The sequence below is a fragment of the Pseudomonas sp. LBUM1664 genome (genome assembly GCF_059695895.1).
Map to the genome: position 1 here is coordinate 348104 of NZ_CP166791.1, position 18078 is coordinate 366181.

General features: G+C 60.3%; 17 protein-coding genes. 6 read left to right on the plus strand and 11 right to left on the minus strand.

Annotated features, from left to right (window positions below; all coding sequences use genetic code 11):
- Positions 1-79 precede the first annotated feature (79 nt).
- A complete protein-coding gene (locus ACA047_RS01655) occupies positions 80-1135 on the plus strand; it encodes an HAD family hydrolase (protein ID WP_497356105.1) in 1056 nt (351 codons plus the stop codon).
- A gap of 113 nt (positions 1136-1248) precedes the next feature.
- Here the strand turns inward: ACA047_RS01655 and ilvD are convergent, their stop codons facing one another.
- From ilvD to ACA047_RS01680, 5 genes are all read right to left on the minus strand, one after another.
- Positions 1249-3090, minus strand: coding sequence for a dihydroxy-acid dehydratase (gene ilvD / locus ACA047_RS01660; RefSeq protein WP_497356107.1), 1842 nt, complete (start codon positions 3088-3090; stop codon positions 1249-1251).
- A 269-nt stretch (positions 3091-3359) separates the two neighbouring features.
- On the minus strand, positions 3360-4565 hold the full coding sequence (locus ACA047_RS01665) for an MFS transporter (RefSeq protein WP_497356109.1): 1206 nt from the start codon (positions 4563-4565) through the stop codon (positions 3360-3362).
- On the minus strand, positions 4558-5511 hold the full coding sequence (locus ACA047_RS01670; RefSeq protein ID WP_497356111.1) for a diiron oxygenase: 954 nt from the start codon (positions 5509-5511) through the stop codon (positions 4558-4560). The genes ACA047_RS01665 and ACA047_RS01670 overlap by 8 nt, the downstream gene beginning before the upstream one ends.
- Positions 5508-6587: a SagB family peptide dehydrogenase gene (locus tag ACA047_RS01675; RefSeq protein ID WP_497356113.1), complete on the minus strand. Its 1080-nt coding sequence runs from the start codon at positions 6585-6587 to the stop codon at positions 5508-5510. The genes ACA047_RS01670 and ACA047_RS01675 overlap by 4 nt, the downstream gene beginning before the upstream one ends.
- 437 nt (positions 6588-7024) lie before the next feature.
- A complete protein-coding gene (locus ACA047_RS01680) occupies positions 7025-8221 on the minus strand; it encodes a class I SAM-dependent rRNA methyltransferase (RefSeq protein ID WP_497356115.1) in 1197 nt (398 codons plus the stop codon).
- A 191-nt stretch (positions 8222-8412) separates the two neighbouring features.
- Here ACA047_RS01680 and ACA047_RS01685 point away from each other — a divergent pair, with 191 nt between their 5' ends.
- The 3 genes from ACA047_RS01685 to ACA047_RS01695 are packed head-to-tail and all read left to right on the plus strand — an operon-like array spanning position 8413 to position 10446.
- Entirely contained in the window at positions 8413-9228 is an 816-nt protein-coding gene (locus tag ACA047_RS01685) for an HDOD domain-containing protein (RefSeq protein WP_497360200.1), read from the plus strand.
- A gap of 29 nt (positions 9229-9257) precedes the next feature.
- Positions 9258-10070 (plus strand): bifunctional DNA-formamidopyrimidine glycosylase/DNA-(apurinic or apyrimidinic site) lyase, encoded by an 813-nt coding sequence (mutM, locus tag ACA047_RS01690; RefSeq protein WP_497356117.1) that lies wholly within the window; start codon positions 9258-9260, stop codon positions 10068-10070.
- Between the two features lie 55 nt (positions 10071-10125).
- Positions 10126-10446 carry a multidrug transporter gene (locus tag ACA047_RS01695; RefSeq protein ID WP_497356119.1) on the plus strand — a complete coding sequence of 107 codons (321 nt, stop codon included), beginning with the start codon at positions 10126-10128 and terminating at the stop codon, positions 10444-10446.
- A gap of 159 nt (positions 10447-10605) precedes the next feature.
- Here the strand turns inward: ACA047_RS01695 and ACA047_RS01700 are convergent, their stop codons facing one another.
- The 5 genes from ACA047_RS01700 to ACA047_RS01720 form a co-directional block, all read right to left on the minus strand.
- Positions 10606-10857, minus strand: coding sequence for a YfhL family 4Fe-4S dicluster ferredoxin (locus ACA047_RS01700; RefSeq protein ID WP_497356121.1), 252 nt, complete (start codon positions 10855-10857; stop codon positions 10606-10608).
- A 131-nt stretch (positions 10858-10988) separates the two neighbouring features.
- The gene (gene coaD / locus ACA047_RS01705) at positions 10989-11468 is read right to left on the minus strand and encodes a pantetheine-phosphate adenylyltransferase (protein ID WP_007897855.1); all 480 of its coding nucleotides are present in this window, start codon (positions 11466-11468) and stop codon (positions 10989-10991) included.
- Positions 11469-11583: 115 nt separating this feature from the next.
- Entirely contained in the window at positions 11584-13179 is a 1596-nt protein-coding gene (locus ACA047_RS01710) for a GMC family oxidoreductase (RefSeq protein WP_497356124.1), read from the minus strand.
- A gap of 133 nt (positions 13180-13312) precedes the next feature.
- Positions 13313-13858, minus strand: a complete 546-nt coding sequence (locus ACA047_RS01715) for a twin-arginine translocation pathway signal protein (protein ID WP_497356126.1) — start codon at positions 13856-13858, stop codon at positions 13313-13315.
- A 27-nt stretch (positions 13859-13885) separates the two neighbouring features.
- A complete protein-coding gene (locus tag ACA047_RS01720) occupies positions 13886-15316 on the minus strand; it encodes a coniferyl aldehyde dehydrogenase (protein ID WP_497356128.1) in 1431 nt (476 codons plus the stop codon).
- 150 nt (positions 15317-15466) lie between these two features.
- On the opposite strand from ACA047_RS01720, the gene ACA047_RS01725 reads away from it, so the two are divergent.
- Together ACA047_RS01725 and ACA047_RS01730 are read left to right on the plus strand one after the other, a co-directional pair.
- Positions 15467-16138, plus strand: a complete 672-nt coding sequence (locus ACA047_RS01725) for a TetR/AcrR family transcriptional regulator (RefSeq protein WP_497356130.1) — start codon at positions 15467-15469, stop codon at positions 16136-16138.
- 34 nt (positions 16139-16172) lie between these two features.
- Complete coding sequence (locus tag ACA047_RS01730) at positions 16173-17027, plus strand: sulfurtransferase (RefSeq protein WP_497356132.1); 855 nt, start codon at positions 16173-16175, stop codon at positions 17025-17027.
- Between the two features lie 46 nt (positions 17028-17073).
- On the opposite strand, the gene ACA047_RS01735 is transcribed toward ACA047_RS01730, so the two are convergent.
- Positions 17074-18072: a hydrolase gene (locus ACA047_RS01735; RefSeq protein WP_497356134.1), complete on the minus strand. Its 999-nt coding sequence runs from the start codon at positions 18070-18072 to the stop codon at positions 17074-17076.
- Between the last annotated feature and the right edge of the window lie 6 nt (positions 18073-18078).

Here is an 18078-nt window from a genome sequence, read left to right on the forward strand (position 1 = left end):
ACGCAAGCGGTCGCCCATAGGCGAGGATTGTCACAAGCATTTGTTAGCGTCGAGTTCTTTGAACTTGGGAGAAATGCCGATGAAGCTTGTACCTCACCTTCTCGCTGTCGCCTTGGGCCTGAGCCTCGCCGGTCAGGCTCTTGCCACGGAACTCAAACACTGGCCGGCGGAGCAGGCCAAGGCGCTGGACGCGATGATCGCGGCCAACGCCAACAAAGGTAACTTCGCGGTGTTCGACATGGACAACACCAGTTACCGCTACGATCTTGAAGAGTCGTTGCTGCCGTTCATGGAAAACAAGGGCCTCATCACCCGTGAAACCCTGGACCCGTCCTTGAAGCTGATGCCGTTCAAGGACACGGCCGACCACAAGGAAAGTCTGTTCAGCTATTACTATCGCCTGTGTGAAGTGGACGACATGGTTTGCTATCCCTGGGTCGCCCAAGTGTTTTCCGGCTTCACCCTCAAGGAACTCAAGGGCTATGTCGACGAGCTGATGGCTTCCGGCAAGCCGGTACCCACCACCTATTACGACGGCGACAAGGTGGTCGATTACAACGTCAACCCACCTAAAGTCTTCACCGGCCAGGCCGAGCTGTACAACAAACTGATGGAAAACGGCATCGAGGTCTATGTCATGACCGCAGCTTCCGAAGAGCTGGTGCGCATGGTCGCCTCTGATCCGAAGTACGGCTACAACCTCAAGCCGCAAAACGTCATCGGCGTGACCACGCTGCTCAAAGATCGCAAAACGGGCGAATTGACCACTGCACGCAAGCAGATCACCGCCGGCAAATATGACGAGAAAGCCAACCTGGGCCTGGAATACACGCCTTATCTGTGGACCCCGGCTACCTGGATGGCCGGCAAGCATGCGGCGATCCTGACATACATTGATGAATGGAAAAAACCGGTGCTGGTGGCTGGCGACACGCCGAGCAGCGATGGCTACATGCTGTTCCACGACGTGGACGTGGCCAAGGGCGGCATCCACCTGTGGGTCAACCGCAAGGACAAATACATGACCCAGCTTAACGGCATGATGGCCAAGCACGCCGCCGCCCAGGCCAAGGAAGGGCTGCCGGTGACGGCGGACAAGAACTGGGTAATCGTCAAGCCAGAAGATATCCAGTAGGAGCTGACGAAGCCTGCGATCTTTTGATCTTTCGCTTGAAATTCAAGCGGTACGAAAAAGATCGCAGCCTGCGGCAGCTCCTACAGGGGCATTTTTATTGCGGCTATGGACGCTTACAAGCCGTCGAGCATCGCCTTGTTACGCACCGCACCCTTGTCGGCGCTGGTGGCGAGCAGGGCGTAGGCCTTGAGTGCGGTGGTGACTTTGCGCGGACGCACTTCCACCGGTTTCCAGCCCTTTTTGTCCTGCTCGGCGCGGCGCGCGGCCAGTTCTTCATCACTGACCAACAGGTTGATCGAGCGGTTCGGAATGTCGATCAGCACCTTATCGCCGTCTTGCACCAGACCGATGGCGCCGCCAGCGGCGGCTTCCGGCGAGGCGTGGCCAATGGACAGGCCCGAGGTGCCGCCAGAGAAACGGCCGTCGGTCAGCAGTGCACAGGCTTTGCCCAGGCCTTTGGACTTCAGGTAGGACGTGGGGTAGAGCATTTCCTGCATGCCCGGGCCGCCTTTCGGGCCTTCGTAGCGAATGATCACGATATCGCCGGCCTTCACTTCGTCGGCGAGGATCCCGCGCACGGCGCTGTCCTGGCTTTCGAAAATCTTGGCGTTGCCTTCGAACACATGGATCGATTCGTCGACGCCTGCGGTTTTCACCACGCAGCCGTCCAGGGCGATGTTGCCGTACAGCACGGCCAGGCCGCCTTCTTGGGAGTACGCGTGCTCGACGCTGCGGATGCAGCCGTTTTCACGGTCGTCGTCCAGGGTTTCCCAGCGAGTCGACTGGCTGAACGCGGTTTGCGTCGGAATGCCTGCCGGGCCGGCCTTGAAGAAATGATGCACGGCTTCGTCGGTGGTCTGGGTGATGTCCCACTTGGCGATGGCCTCGGCCATGGTCTTGCTGTGCACGGTCGGCAGGTCGGTGTGCAACAAGCCGCCACGGGCCAGGGAACCGAGGATGCTGAAGATCCCGCCGGCGCGGTGCACATCTTCCATGTGGTACTTCTGGATATTCGGCGCGACCTTGCACAGTTGCGGCACGTGGCGGGACAGGCGGTCGATGTCGCGCAGGTCGAAATCGATCTCGGCTTCCTGGGCTGCGGCCAGCAAATGCAGGATGGTGTTGGTGGAACCGCCCATGGCGATGTCCAGGGTCATGGCGTTTTCGAACGCCTTGAAGTTGGCGACGTTGCGCGGCAACACCGATTCGTCGTTTTCACCGTAGTAGCGCTTGCACAGCTCGACGATGGTCCGGCCGGCCTGCAGGAACAGCTGTTCGCGATCGCTGTGGGTGGCGAGGGTGGAACCGTTGCCCGGCAGGGCCAGGCCTAGGGCTTCGGTCAGGCAGTTCATCGAGTTGGCGGTGAACATGCCGGAGCACGAACCGCAGGTCGGGCAGGCACTGCGCTCGTACTCGGCAACCTTCTCGTCAGAGGCGCTGGCGTCGGCGGCAATTACCATGGCGTCCACCAGGTCCAGGCCATGGCTGGCGAGCTTGGTCTTGCCAGCTTCCATCGGGCCGCCGGAAACGAAGATCACCGGGATGTTCAGGCGCAGGGCGGCCATGAGCATGCCGGGGGTGATCTTGTCGCAGTTGGAAATGCACACGATGGCGTCGGCGCAGTGGGCGTTGACCATGTATTCGACGGAGTCGGCGATGATCTCGCGGCTGGGCAGCGAATAGAGCATGCCGTCGTGGCCCATGGCGATGCCGTCGTCCACGGCGATGGTGTTGAATTCTTTTGCAACGCCGCCGACGCGTTCGATTTCCCGGGCAACCAGTTGGCCCAGGTCCTTGAGGTGAACGTGGCCTGGTACGAACTGGGTGAAGGAGTTGGCAATGGCGATGATCGGCTTCTTGAAGTCGTCATCCTTCATCCCCGTGGCGCGCCACAATGCACGGGCGCCGGCCATGTTGCGGCCATGGGTGGATGTTTTCGAGCGGTAATCAGGCATGGAGCACTCCGGGCGGCTAATCAGGTACTTATCAGGTATCAATGGGGAAGTGAGCTTCTGTTGACGTCTGGAGCACCCGGGATTGGCCGTGTGTCCGGAAGTGGCCGATGACTTTGCAGGATCACTGCGCGCCTCAGCATGAGCTCATAAACCCGCCGGGGGATGAATGGCGATGAATGTCGCGATTCTACACCGCTGGCGTCAGGATGAAATGACGCAAAGCGCTGATCGGATACCAATGTCGCGCTCGGGATGACGACTGGCAACGTTCAGCCTGCCAACAGCCTCCTGTAGCGTTGCCGGACCAGGGCATTGAGCACCAGCCCCAGCAGGCTGAGCAATATTAGGCAGAGGGCCAGCATCATTTGCAGGTCCAGCGAGGTGAGGCTGATTGCGGCGCTGGTCAAGCCGCCGACGATGAAGATCAATACGCTGCCAGCCGAGGCCGACGTACCGGCTTGTTCGGGAAATATATTCATTGCCCGGGTGTGGGCCGCCGCACGGGCAATGGTAGTGCCTGCGGTGCACACGATCATGGGCAGCAACAGGGTGGTGACCGACAAGCCAAGGTGGCTGGATAGCCCCAGCATCAATACACCCGCCGCCAGGATCAGGCACAGGCCGGTGATGATTTGCGTCTGTGAGTCGATTCGGTTGCTCAGCACGGTCGCGACCGCTCCCCCACCGATATAGGCCAGTCCGTAGCCCAGCAATGCCAGCGAAAAAGCCTCGGGCGAGAGCTGCAACTGGTCGATGAAAACCAGTGGCGAAATGACGATAAAAGAGAAATGGCAGGAAAAAGCGAGCGCCGACGTCAACCAATAGGCCATGAAGCTGAAGTCACTGCAGACCTTTCGATAGGACGCGATGAAATCCAGACGCCTGCGTTGGCTGCCCGCCGGAGAAGGTTTGAGTAAAAGACACGCGCTCACAAACACACCGACTGCCAGGGCGATGAACACCAGGAAGCTGCCACGCCAGCCCGTCCAGCTTTGCAGGCCGGTGCCGGCCAAGGGCGAAACGGAAATGAAAATACCGCCGCAGGTGACCAGGAAGATACGCAGACGCTGCTGTTCCAGGCCCGTAAACAGGTCTTGGATCAACGCCTGAGACAACACGAAACAACCGCATCCCAAGGCCTGGATGACACGAAAAAACAGAAAGGACCAATAATCGTTGGCGAGCACGCAACCGGTTGCTCCGATGGCTGACACGGTGATGCCGATCAGCAGCAGATTTTTTCGCCCGATGGCATCGGAGAGTGGGCCGATCAGCAGCTGCGAAAGGGCGATACCCACCGCGAACAGGCTGACAGACAGCGCGATATCGGACGATGAGCGTCCAAAGTGCTCGGACAGTGCCGGAAACGAGGGCAGCACGACATCGATCGGGAACACGCCGAGCAAGGTCAGCGTCAGCAATAAGCCGACAGCGGCTGGTTTACGGGTATCCGGAAGGTCTTGGGTGTCAGCCATCGATAAACCCCGCTTGGGAGAAAAGCTGCCGGTTGTGGTGGTTGTCGAAGAAACTCGTCTTCTTCATGGCCGCGAAGGTCGATACCGCACCTGAGCGCACCCGTCGGACATGGGCGCCCGGTTGCAGGAGGTCGGCCGCGATCTGGAGGGAGGCGTGTTCGTCGAAGCCGACGCTGTCGAGGCTGCGCATCAGCCAGGGCATGTCTGGCTCGAAGTAAAGGCCGATGATCTCCAGCAGCATCCTTGCGGCCAGGTCACGTTGCGTTGAGCCCAGGACGGACCACAGATATTGGAACACCTCGCTGAAGTAGCGGCTGTGGCGTGCCTCGTCCTCGAGATGGTTCCTGAGCATCCGGTACACCGTGGAAACCAGGGTGTCTTGGGTAATGGCCAGCAGCTCTTTGGCGATGATCGTTTCGGAGACGAACCCCAGCAGAAACCACGCCAGGGGGCGATTCGATGGGCTTGAGGCGTCGATCACGTCCAGCAGCCGGCCGATGCGCCTGGGGGGCTGGCGGTCGCGGATGTCATATAGGGCGGCGATCTGTTCGGCCACTTCATTGGAAAAAAGTGCGTGATAGCCCTCGTCGGTATAGAGCTGCAGGGCAGCGGTTTTCATCTGTTGGGGGATCGGCATGGCAAGTTCGCCATGGACGATGGTTTCCACGGAGCGATTGACGATCCGGTGTTCGAGCAACGTGGTGTAGTCGAGGAAATACACCAGGTGATTGGCCGCCAGGCGCTGGGCAGTGGAGCGCCCCGCCTTGTCGATCAGCGGATGTTCGATATAGGGAATGAAGGCCGGGGGAAACCAGTCCCGACTCGACAGTTGCTGCTCCAGGTCGTCGGGCAGGCGATAGTCGTTTTTCCGGACGCGCACTACAGCCTTGTGATCCCAGTCGCCCAAGGTGTAACGAGGCGTTTGGGTAAAGGTTGAGCCGGTCATGGTGCAGCGGCCGGGTGATTGACCAGCGCCATCAGCTCTTTGCAATGTGCTTGTCCGTCACCATGGCCACAGCCGACAAAAAACAACGGTTGCTCGGGTGCCCCTTCAAGGCCAAGAAGTTCTTCCACTTGACGGTCGGCCAGCGCACCGGTCAGCCAGGTATTGAGGCCCAGGGCGGTCGAAACCATCAGGAAGGCCTGGGAAACATGTCCCGTTTCGACAAAAGCCATCCGGTAGGCGCGGGAGTGTTCGTACTTCCACCAGAGTTTGTCGAAGCGCGAGGTGATGAACAGCCCGAATGGCAACGGATTAATGAAGTGCTGGCCGCATAACAGTTGGCCCAGGGGTTCATCCGGTAGCGGCCGGATGAGGCTCAAGGCATGTTCATCCGGGTGATAGGCGTAGATGCCCGCTTCCAGCCCCGTGACGTTGCGCACGTAAAGATAGCCTTCGCAGGCATTCAGACCACCGCCCGAGGGGCTGCTGCGTCGCCCGCCCAGGGCTTCGGGATGATTGGCCATATGAGCGCACGAACGTTCGTCCAGGTAACCCAGGGTCAGGTACAAGAGGGTGCCGACCTGCTCGATTGAAATGGCGTGTTCGCTGAAGGAGCGAGAAGTGCTTCGACTGACAAGCGTCTGCGCCAGCGAAACGTCCTGTAGGTCGAGCAACGGGCGGGAAAGGGCGATCCGCGCGATCGGGCACGGCTTTATCCTGGCAAGAGGCGTCGGTGACGAAAGTACTTCATCGCAATGTTGTAGATACAGGGTTGCCCATTCATCCACATCTTGGGGAACACGTGCGCAAGGAATGTTTTTTGTGCCGATGTGAAATATTTTCGACAGTTCGTCCCATTTCCAAGTAATGGGTTCTTTTGAAGCGATCATCAATATGTCGGCGTTCAGTAAGTCGACATCGATGGGGTTGCAAGTGTCAAATTGTGACGGGTCGTTTATAAGTTGCGCCAGTCGTGTTGAATAATTAAGTCCGAGTTCGAATTGAGTATGGCGTTCATAGTTCCATACGACTTGGTGCGGCGGGCGCGCAAGTATGAAAAGGCACGGGTTTATATGCATGAAAAAGGGTTCCGCTGGGCGAAGAGTCTAGATGGGGCTGAGGTGCCGGCATTCCTCAGCGCCATCTTTTACTTACTTAGCGGCTTTTTGGAACAATCAGGCCTGCCAGGTTTGCGATTTTATTAGCTTCCAGATTGATTGCTTTCATGATACAGCTCCTTTGTTTGAATAAGTGTTGTGTTTTCTAATGGTTGTCACTTGCGATGTGACAACTCAATCATAGTTTGTAATGAATACTTGGCAAGCGGATATTGAGTAGGAAGGCTCCAGTAATAATGTGGGAGAGTTCATACAAAATGGGGAGGTCTCAGTATTGGCTTCAGCACTTGGTAACTTTTCAGACACGCAAAAAAAATCGCAGCCGGGGCTGCGAAGGCGATGTCGGTTATATATCAGTGTGCGGGACACAGAGCCGCGGCTCCGGTCCCGCCAAGGACTCAGCTGTTGGGTAACAGCCGGCAGGTAATGCTCTTGATGTAGCGGGTTTCGGCAATGGCCGGGTGCACCGGATGGTCCGGCCCCTGACCGCCGCGTTCGAGCAGCTGAATGTTGCGGTCCAGGTGACGGGCGCTGGTCAGCAGGATGTTTTGCAGGTCGTCCTCGGGCAGGTGCATCGAGCACGAAGCGCTGACCAGGATGCCGTCCTTGCTGAGCAGGCGCATGGCTTGTTCGTTGAGACGGCGATAGGCGCCTTCACCGTTTTTCAGGTCTTTCTTGCGCTTGATAAAGGCCGGTGGGTCGGCAACGATCACGTCGAAACGCTCTTCGCTGGCCTTGAGTTCTTTCAGGGCTTCGAACACGTCGCCTTCAATGCAGGTCAGCTTCTCGGCGAAGCCGTTCAACGCGGCGTTGCGTTCGACACCGTCGAGGGCGAAGGCTGAAGCGTCGACGCAGAATACTTCGCTGGCACCGAACGCCGCCGCTTGCACGCCCCAGCCGCCGATGTAGCTGAACAGGTCCAGGACGCGCTTGCCCTTGGCGTACGGTGCCAGTCGGGCGCGGTTCATGCGGTGGTCGTAGAACCAGCCGGTTTTCTGGCCTTCCATGACCGGTGCTTCGAATTTCACGCCGTTCTCTTCCAGGGCGACCCATTCCGGTACGAGGCCGAACACGGTCTCGACGTAGCGGTTCAGGCCTTCGGCGTCGCGCGCGGCAGAGTCATTCTTGAACAGAATGCCGCTAGGCTTGAGCACTTGGGTCAGCGCAGCAATCACGTCTTCTTTATGAGCTTCCATGGTGGCGGAAGCGATCTGCACCACAAGAATGTCGCCGAAACGGTCGACCACCAGGCCCGGCAACAGGTCGGAATCACCGTAGACCAGGCGATAGAACGGCTTGTCGAACAGTCGCTCACGCAACGACAGCGCCACGTTGAGGCGATGCACCAGCAGGGATTTGTCCAGCACCAGCTTCACGTCACGCGACAGCAGGCGCGCGCAGATCAGGTTATTGGGGCTCATTGCGACGATGCCCAGCGGCTTGCCACCGGCGGCTTCGAGGATGGCCTGGTCGCCGGCCTTGAAACCGTGCAGCGGGGTGGCAGCCACATCGATTTCGTTACTGTAGACCCACAGGTGGCCGGCGCGCAGGCGACGGTCGGCGTTGGCTTTGAGGCGCAGGCTAGGCAGGGACATGACGTCGCTCCGGAAAAAAGAGCGGGAGTATACCGTGTTGCAGTGATGGGCGGGCTTGAAGGACGATAGGTGGCCCAGCGGTGTATCGGATCCATCTTTAAAGGTTAGAATCCGCGCCTGACCCGGAGTGTGTACTCATGTCCAAAGAGCTTTCCGCCGAACAGATCCAACAGTCCCTGCAAGGCATCAGCGTGCCACCCCAGCCGCAGATCATGGTGGATTTGCAGATGGAGCAGTACATGCCCGACCCGGACCTGGAGACCATTGCCAAGCTGATCTCCCAGGACCCGGGCCTCTCGGGTGCCTTGCTCAAAATCGTCAACTCGCCGTATTACGGCCTGCGCAACAAGATCACCTCGATCCAGCGTGCGGTGAACCTGCTGGGCAGCCGTTCGATCATCAACCTGATCAACGCGCAGTCGATCAAGGGTGAGTTGCACGATGACGCCATCGTCACGTTGAACCGCTTCTGGGATACGGCTCAGGATGTGGCGATGACCTGCCTGACCCTGGCCAAGCGCGTCGGCCTGGAGAATGGCGACGAAGCTTATGCACTGGGGCTGTTCCATGATTGCGGCGTGCCGTTGATGCTTAAACAGTTCCCCAACTACATGGGCGTGCTGGAGGAGGCCTATGCCAGTGCCAGTACCGAATGCCGGGTGGTGGACACCGAGAACCGCGTGTTCAACACCAACCATGCGGTGGTCGGTTACTACACTTCCAAATCCTGGCGCCTGCCGGACCACGTCAGCCAGGCCATCGCCAATCACCACAACGCCCTGGCAGTTTTCAGCGACGACTCTTCACGCAACAACAGCCCGCTGAAAAACCTGCTGGCGATCCTGAAGATGTCCGAGAACATTTGTGCGTCCCATCGGGTGCTGGGCAATCAGGCCGAAGATCACGAATGGGATAGTGTCGGGAACCTGGTGCTTGATTACATCGGTTTGTCGGAATACGACTTCCAGACCCAGAAACAGGAAATTCGCGACCTCGCCACTCGTTGAGTGCCGGGCTCGCCTGACTCGAGAGCCTCATGCCAGAATTGCCGGAAGTCGAAACCACCCGCCGCGGAATTGCTCCACACCTTGAAGGGCAGCGTGTCAGTCGCGTGGTGGTGCGCGATCGCCGTCTGCGCTGGCCGATCCCGGAAGATCTCGACGTGCGACTGTCGGGGCAGCGCATCGTGCTGGTAGAGCGACGGGCCAAGTACCTGTTGATCAATGCCGAAGTCGGCACCTTGATCAGCCATTTGGGCATGTCCGGCAACCTGCGGCTGGTGGAAGTCGGGATGCCGGCCGCCAAGCACGAGCATGTGGACATCGAGCTGGAATCTGGCTTGGCCTTGCGCTACACCGATCCTCGACGTTTCGGAGCGATGCTTTGGAGCCTCGACCCGCTCAACCACGAACTACTGATTCGCCTCGGACCGGAGCCGCTGACCGATCTGTTCGACGGTGAGCGGTTGTTCCAGCTCTCGCGCGGGCGTTCGATGGCGGTCAAGCCGTTCATCATGGACAACGCGGTGGTGGTGGGTGTGGGCAATATCTATGCGACCGAAGCGTTGTTTGCCGCCGGCATCGACCCGCGTCGGGAAGCCGGAGGCATTTCCCGGGCGCGTTACCTGAAGCTGGCGATCGAGATCAAACGCATCCTTGCCCACGCCATCGAGCGCGGCGGTACCACGCTGCGGGATTTCATCGGGGGTGATGGTCAGCCTGGTTACTTCCAGCAGGAACTGTTCGTGTACGGCCGGGGCGGGGAACTGTGTAAGGTCTGTGGCACGGGGCTGCGGGAAGTCCGCCTGGGCCAGCGCGCCAGTGTCTGGTGTCCACGCTGCCAGAGCTGATCTGTCCTACGGTCTATAGTCAGTAGTCATACTGCCTAGCCGAAGGATCGTCCCCATGAAACTGCTGCAACCTGTCTTTCTAGCGCTGCTGCTGAGTGTCGGCTTGCCTGCCTTGGCGAACAACGGCAGCGGCGACCCACGCTACACCATCCAGAATCCGCCCGCCTACGCCATGATGGGCGACCTGCTGATCGCCCGCCCGCTGCTGCTCGTCGCCACTGTGATCGGGGCTGGGGTGTTTGTGGTGTCGTTACCCTTTACCGCGTTGGGTGGCGGTGTTGGCGATGCGGGAAAGGCGCTGGTGGTGGACCCGGCGAAAGCCACGTTTGTGCGGTGCCTGGGGTGTACTGGGGAGGGGTTTGAGCAGGAGGAGTGAGGCAGTTGGTTTTGGGCTGTGGCTGATGGCCTCATCGCGAGCAGGCTCGCTCCCACAGGGATCTGCTGTGTTCACAAAATTTGTGTCTTAAGCAAAATCCCGTTTGGGAGCGAGCCTGCTCGCGATAGGGCCCGCAAAAGCGCTACAAAATTATCTGGCTCAAACCTTGCCAGTAATCTTGCGATATTTCGTCATCAACTGTTCTTCAGTTTCCGGATGGGCTTCGTCCAGGGGGATGCAATCCACCGGGCAGACCTGCTGGCACTGGGGTTCGTCGTAATGGCCGACGCACTGGGTGCACAGGTTCGGGTCGATGACGTAGATCTCTTCGCCTTGGGAAATGGCTGCGTTCGGGCACTCGGGTTCGCAGACGTCGCAATTGATGCAATCGTCGGTGATGATCAGGGACATGCAGGCTCCTGCCGGGGCGCTTGGCCCGGGCATCTGAAAACGTATGTGCGCAATTGTGCCGCATTGGTGCGCGCAGTGCACGCGGCTGCGATGGACTGCGCTGTGCTGCGAAGCGGGTCGCAGCCAGCGGGTTATTTCTTGAAGCGCAGGGTCAGTGCATCGGCCACGGCCGGATGGACGAATTTGGTGATGTCGCCGCCCAGGGCCGCGATTTCCCGCACCAGGGTCGAAGAGATGAAGGAATAGCGCTCCGACGGCGTCAGAAAAAGGCTTTCGACGTCCGGTGCCAACTGGCGATTCATGTTGGCCAGCTGGAACTCGTACTCGAAGTCCGAGACCGCACGCAGGCCGCGCAGGAACACATTGGCGTTCTTCTCCTTGGCAAAATGCGCCAGCAGTGTCGAGAAACCGACCACCTCCACGTTGGGCAGATGCTTGGTGACCTCGCGGGCCAGTTCCACACGTTGCTCCAGCGGGAACAGCGGGTTTTTCTTCGGGCTGGCGGCGACGGCAATGATCACATGGTCGAACAGGCGCGAGGCGCGTTCGACCAGATCGCCATGACCCTTGGTAATAGGGTCGAAGGTACCTGGGTACAACACTCGGTTCATCGCGTCGTCCTGGCGGGTGTCCGTTGGGGACTCGGATGGTATCGCAGCCTTCTCGGTCGGCCAAGTCGGCAGTGGGATAAGAAAGCACTATAGACGGTGCGAATAATCTGGATATTCATGAGTTTTTCAGACGCTCGGCCAGGGAAGTCGCCAATTGTGCCGTCAGCCCGTACACCGATAACTGCGGATTGGCGCCGATGCTGGTGGGGAACAGCGAGCCGTCATGGATCGAAAGGTTACTCAGTTGATGATGGCGGCCGAGGCTGTCGGTGACGGCGGTTTTCGGATCTTCGCCCATGGCGCAGCCACCCATCACGTGGGCGCTGCCCAGGCGCGTGCGGTACAAGGCAAGGTCCAGCCCGTCGATCAGCGTACGGGCTTCGGCCAGGGTATTCACGTAGCGGGCATCGCTGTGCATCGGCATGACCGCCCTGGCGCCGCCGGCGAACTGAATCTCGGCCATGCTGTGAAACGCCCGGCGCAAACCGTCCCAGGCATAGGGCGAAACTGCATAGTCGAGCACGGGCGTGCCGTCGCTGCGTAACTCGACGTTGCCGCCGGGGCTGTCCGGATGAAAACCGTCGCGCAGCAGCGCCAACATGGCATGGGTATGGGGCAATTGTGCCATGTGCAGGGCGTTCTCGGTGCCGAACCCGCCCAGCAGCGTGGCGGCCAGGGCTGGGTGCAAGGGCGGGACTTCGAGCTTGTAGGACATTTTGCCGGTGACGCCGTCCTGCCATTGAAAATGATCCGAATAAATCGATTGCGGCGCGCCGTAGAACGGGTTGATGACCTCGTCGAACTGTCCGGCCGACATGTTTACCAGATGCAGGAAGGTGCGCTTGCCCAGCCGTTCGTGAGGGTCCGGCGCATCGGAGCGCAGCAGCAAGGCCGGGCTGTTGATGCCGCCGCCCGCCAACACGTAGTGCCGCGCCTTGACCGTGACGCGCCGTCCGGTCGGCGTTACGCAACGCTCGTCCATGGCCAGGCATTGCAGGTCGACGATCGCATCGTTGTTGATCGTCAAGCGTTCGGCCCGGGCCAGGTAGAGCAGCACGCCACCCTTATCCAGCGTGGCCGGGATGGTGGTGACCAGCATCGACTGCTTGGCGTTGGTCGGGCAGCCCATGCCGCAATAGCCCAGGTTCCAGCAGCCGCGCACATTGCGCGGGATGACGTGCCAGTTGTAGCCCAATTGTTCGCAACCTTTGCGGATCACGTCGTTGTTGGCATTGGGCGCAATCAACCACGGTGCCACCCCCAGGCGTTTTTCCATCTGTTCGAACCAGGGCGCCATCTCGGTGGGGCTGTGGCCCTTGACGTTGTGCTCGGTGGCCCAGTGGTCAAGGGTTTGCGCGGGTGTGCGGAAGCTGGAGGTCCAGTTGATCAGCGTTGTGCCGCCTACCGCCCGGCCCTGGAGAATGGTGATGGCGCCGTCCTTGCTCATGCGCCCGAGACCTTCCTGATACAGGCTGGTGTAGGCCTGGTCCTCGAGGAGCTTGAAGTCGTTGCTGGTCTTGAGCGGGCCTTCCTCGATCAGCAATACGTTGTAACCGGCAGCGCTGAGAATTTCTGCCGTGGTGCCCCCGCCGGCGCCGCTGCCGATGATTGCCACATCTGCTTCAAGGGTCAGGTCCTGGGTCAGATGCGCGCCGTTGTAGGTGGTCCAGCCACGGGCCAGACCTTCGAGGAAGGGATCGGGGAGGGGCATGTTTTGGACTCTCTTGTTGTGATCTGCATGAGGGGATGAACATGAGTCAGCCATCGCGAGCAAGCTTTGCTCCCACAGGGCTAGCCTGGTACCTGTGGGAGCAAGGCTTGCCCGCGAATGGGCCAACTCGGTTTCAAACCGTCGGCGGCCCCGGGTACCCGCAATGCGCCCAGGCCTCGGCCCGGCTGTACCACGCCATCATCACCAGTTGCAGCAACGAGCTGTGGCCTTGACGCAGCAGATCCAGCGAGCTGTTTTCCCACCGATTGAGAAACTGGCGGATGTCATCGGCGCTGGCGTTTTCCCACGGCCCCCAGACCCCGGTCAGCGGCCCGCGGGTAACGCCCAGCGTGAGCACGTCGAACAGTTGGCGCGTGAGCTTGAGCATGGACGGGGACAGATGAGCCAGCCCGGTGTCCAGGCTTCGCAGGGTGGCGTCAGCGGCAGCGGGGATCTTTTCGACCGCCACGGCGCCCTCCAGCATTACCGGAATGACGGCGCGTAAAAACGGCAGATCGCCGTCACGCAAGGCCACCAGGCCGCTGGCCGGTTGGCTTGGCGAGCAACCGCTCAGGCTCGCCCCTAGCCCTACGGTGGCCAGGAAGGCGCTGGCGCCGAGGCTGAACTTCAGCAGGCCACGCCGTGACAAGGCAGGTGGGTCGGTGAGGCTTGGGTTCATTATTGTTATTACCCGGGAAGACGCTCGTTAACGGACAAACAGCTTCTGGATCAACTTCTGAAGAGGCTTGCCGTAGGGCGGATAAATCAGTTTCGCGGCGTTGAATCGCTGTTTGGTCAGCACACCCTTGGCCTTGCTGAAGGTCAGGAAGCCCTCATGCCCGTGGTAATGCCCCATCCCCGAGGCCCCAATACCGCCGAACGGCAAGTCGTCCTGGGCAACGTGCAACAGCGTGTCGTTCAGGCAGACACCGCCGGAATGGGTTTCGTGGAGTACGCGATTCTGTTCGGCTTTGTTGTAGCCAAAGTAGTAGAGCGCGAGCGGACGAGGTCGCTGATTGATGTAGGCAAGTGCCTGGTCCAGATTCTCGTAAGGCACGATGGGCAGCAGCGGGCCGAAGATTTCGTCCTGCATGACGGTCATCTCATCATTGACGTTGAGCAACAGGCTGTGGGCCATGCGCCGCCCCTGGCTTTGATCGAACAGCTCGATCAAGAGCGCACCCTTGCTGGTGGCATCACTGATGTAGCCGTTGAGCCGCGCCAGTTGTCGTTCGTTGATGATGGCGGTGTAGTCCGGATTGTCAGCCAGGGTCGGATAAAACCCGCGAACCGCCTCGCGATACGCTTCAACGAATTTGCCCACGCGGTTCTGCGGCACCAGCACGTAGTCTGGGGCGACACAGGTTTGCCCGGCATTCATGGTTTTGCCGAAGGCAATGCGTTCGGCGGCGTCCTTGAGGGGCACGTCGACGGACACGATGGCCGGTGATTTTCCACCCAGCTCGAGGGTGACCGGGGTCAGGTTTTCGGCGGCGGCACGCATCACGTGCTTGCCGATGCTGGTGGCGCCGGTGAACAACAGGTGATCGAACGGTAACCTGGAAAACGCCATGCCGACCTCAGCCTCGCCGAGCACCACGCAGACCAGGTCCTGGGGAAAGACCCGGGCCAGCAATTGCTTGAGCAGCAACCCGGTAGCCGGGGTCGACTCGCTGAGCTTGAGCATCACCCGGTTGCCGGCCGACAACGCCCCTACCAATGGCCCGATGGCCAGGAAAAGCGGGTAGTTCCAAGGCACGATGACCCCAACCACACCCAACGGCTGATAGACCACTTTGGCCGACGCCGGCTGGAAGGCCATGCCCACCTTGCGCCGGGAGGGTTTCATCCAGCCCTTGAGGTGCCGACTGGCATAATGGATGCCGTGCAGGCTCGGCATCAGCTCGGCGAGCAGTGTTTCGTCTGCGCTGCGGTGGCTGAAATCCTGGCTGATGGCGTCGATCAAGGCTTGTCGTTCGTTGCTCAATACTTCGCGCAGTGCCTTTAGCCATTGTCGGCGCTGTTCGGCCGGTGGCATCGGATGGATAGCGTAGGCCTGGCGCTGGGCCTCGAAGAGCGATTGCAGTTTGTCCAGGTGCTGTTGGGACTCGTGCAGGTAAGCAACGTCGGCAGGCATTGTCGGGCACCGGATATAATTAGTGTGGGTGTTTTCTAGAGCTTATGCTCTATAAAGTCAAATGGCATCCGCAACGGGCTATGGGTATGTCCTGTGACCGATAGGTCGTAAGATGTCGTTCAATGCCTTCGTAGAATTAAAGCCCAAATCATGGCCCCACGAATGAAAACCAGCGAGCGCATCGTGCAGAACAGCCTCGAGCTGTTCAACCAGCAGGGTGAGCGCAGCGTTAGCACCAACCACATTGCCGCCCATATGGATATGTCGCCGGGCAACCTCTACTACCACTTCCCCAACAAGCAGGCGATCATCGCCGTGCTGTTCAGTGAATACGAAAACCTGGTGGACAGTTTCCTGCGCCCGCCCCAGGGCCGAGCGGCCACAGTGGAGGACAAGCGCTTCTATCTGCAGAAACTGCTGTCGGCGATGTGGCGCTACCGCTTCCTGCACCGGGACCTGGAACATTTGCTCGACAGCGACCCTGACCTTGCGGCGCGCTATCGACGGTTTTCCCAGCGCAGCCTGATTCACGGCACCGCGATCTATGAGGGCTTCGTCGCCGCCGGCATCCTGAAGATGGACCGGGTGCAGATCGAGTCCCTGACCCTCAATGCCTGGATCATCCTCACGTCCTGGGTGCGATTTCTGTGCACCACGCGGGAAAACTTCAGTCACCTGAGTGAGCAGGCCGTCAAGCGTGGTGTGTATCAGGTCCTGGTGCTGGAAGCCGGTTTCGTCACCGATCAGTCCCGCGAAGCGGTGGACGCGCTGTTCAAAGAGTTTTATGTCCCGCTGGCCCAGACCCTGGAGGAAGGGCAGTAGGATTGGACCCTCGATTTAGCCACAGGAGCTCACCATGCCCATTGCGCAACTCATCAGCCCCCAAGCCCTTGAGCAGAGGCGATCACAGCCCGGGCTGGTCATACTCGATTGTCGTTTCGCCCTGGAGGACCCGGATTACGGTCAGCGCAGTTACGCCGAGGGTCATATCGCCGATGCGTCGTTCGCGGACCTCGAGCGGGACTTCAGCGGCCCGGTGACCAAGGGCGTGACCGGACGCCATCCGCTGCCGGAGCCTGAGGCCTTGATAGAGCGCTTCCAGGCCTGGGGTATCGGCAACGACAGCGACATTGTGCTGTATGACGACGGTCCCGGTGCTTATGCCGCCCGGGCCTGGTGGTTGCTGGTATGGCTGGGCAAGCGCGAAGGTGTGTATCTCCTCGACGGTGGGCTCAAGGCCTGGCATGCCGCCGGTTTGCCCCTGAGCCTCGATCCGCCGCAGAGCCATCGCGGGACTTTCAGCGGTTCGCCGGACGCGGCCTTGCTGCTCAGTGCGCAAGCGCTACAACAACGCCTCGGCCAACCGGACATGACGTTGCTGGATGCCCGGGCGTTGCCGCGCTTCAAGGGCGAAGTAGAACCCATCGACCCGATCGCCGGACACATTCCGGGGGCGCAGTGCGCAGCATTCACCGACAACCTGGGCGGTGATGGGCGCTTCTTGCCGGCCGATCAGCTTAAGCAGCGTTTCGCCGAAAAACTGGAGAACCGTTCGCCGACCGAACTGGTGGCCTATTGTGGCTCCGGCGTGACGGCGTGCCATAACCTGTTTGCCTTGTGCCTGGCGGGGTATCCGCTGGGGCGGTTGTACGCGGGTTCGTGGAGCGAGTGGATCAATGATCCGCAGCGGGGCGTGGCGAAGGGCCAATAGCCGTCACCTTTGTGGCGAGGGGAGAAATCCCCTCACCACGATGAGTTTATGTTTGGCCCAGGCCGGTCAGCCAGGTGGGGATGCGCCGTTCCAGGTAATACCCCGGATGCCGAAAAGTCCCGTCGACAAATCCTACATGCCCGCCTTTCGCATGCAGCTCCAGTTGGGTAGATGCCGATAACTCGTCGGGTTCGGGCACGCTGTGGGGAAATACAAAAGGATCGTCGGCGGCCTGGATGACCAGGGTCGGCGTGGTGATCTCGCCCATGAAATAACGGCTGGAGGCGCGGCGGTAGTAGTCCGCCGCGTCCGAGAAACCGTGCAACGGTGCCGTCACCCGGCCATCGAAGTCCCAGAAGGTGCGCATGTTTTCCAACGAGCCCAGCGCCGCCAGGGTCGCCAGGCCTTCGTGGCGTCCGTCGTGCTGGAACTGGCGTTGTTTGTTGCGGATGTAGGCCACCATTTCACGCATGAAATGCGCCTGGTAAACCTTGGAAAAGCCCTGCCCGATGCGGTCGGCGCACTGGTCGAGGCGAAACGGCACCGAGACCGCCACCGCGCCCTGCAACTGGCTGTCGCTGCCGGTTTCTCCCAGGTGCTTGAGCAGCACGTTGCCACCCAGTGAATAACCCACCGCAAACAGCGGCGCCAAAGGTCGTCGGGCTCGAAGGTGGGCAATGGCGGCGGCCAGGTCTTCGCTGGCCCCCGAGTGATAGCTGCGGGGCAACAGGTTCGGCTCGCCCGAGCAGCCGCGCCAGTTCAGCGCGACACTGGCCCAACCCTGGCTGCAGAGGGCTTGTTGCAGGCCGGCCACGTAAGGCGAGTTGGAAGAACCGGTCAACCCGTGAAGCACCAGCACCAGTGGCGCATCGGCGCTGTGGGGGCCGTGCCAGTCGAGGTCGAGGAAGTCACCGTCTTCAAGCCACAGGCGCTCGCGTTCGCGAGCGATGTGCAGGGTTTTACGCCACAGGGGGCCCCACAAGGTTTGCAGGTGTGGATTGCCAAGGCCCAGGGCGGGGACAAAAGGTTCAGGCACAGAGGACACAATGAC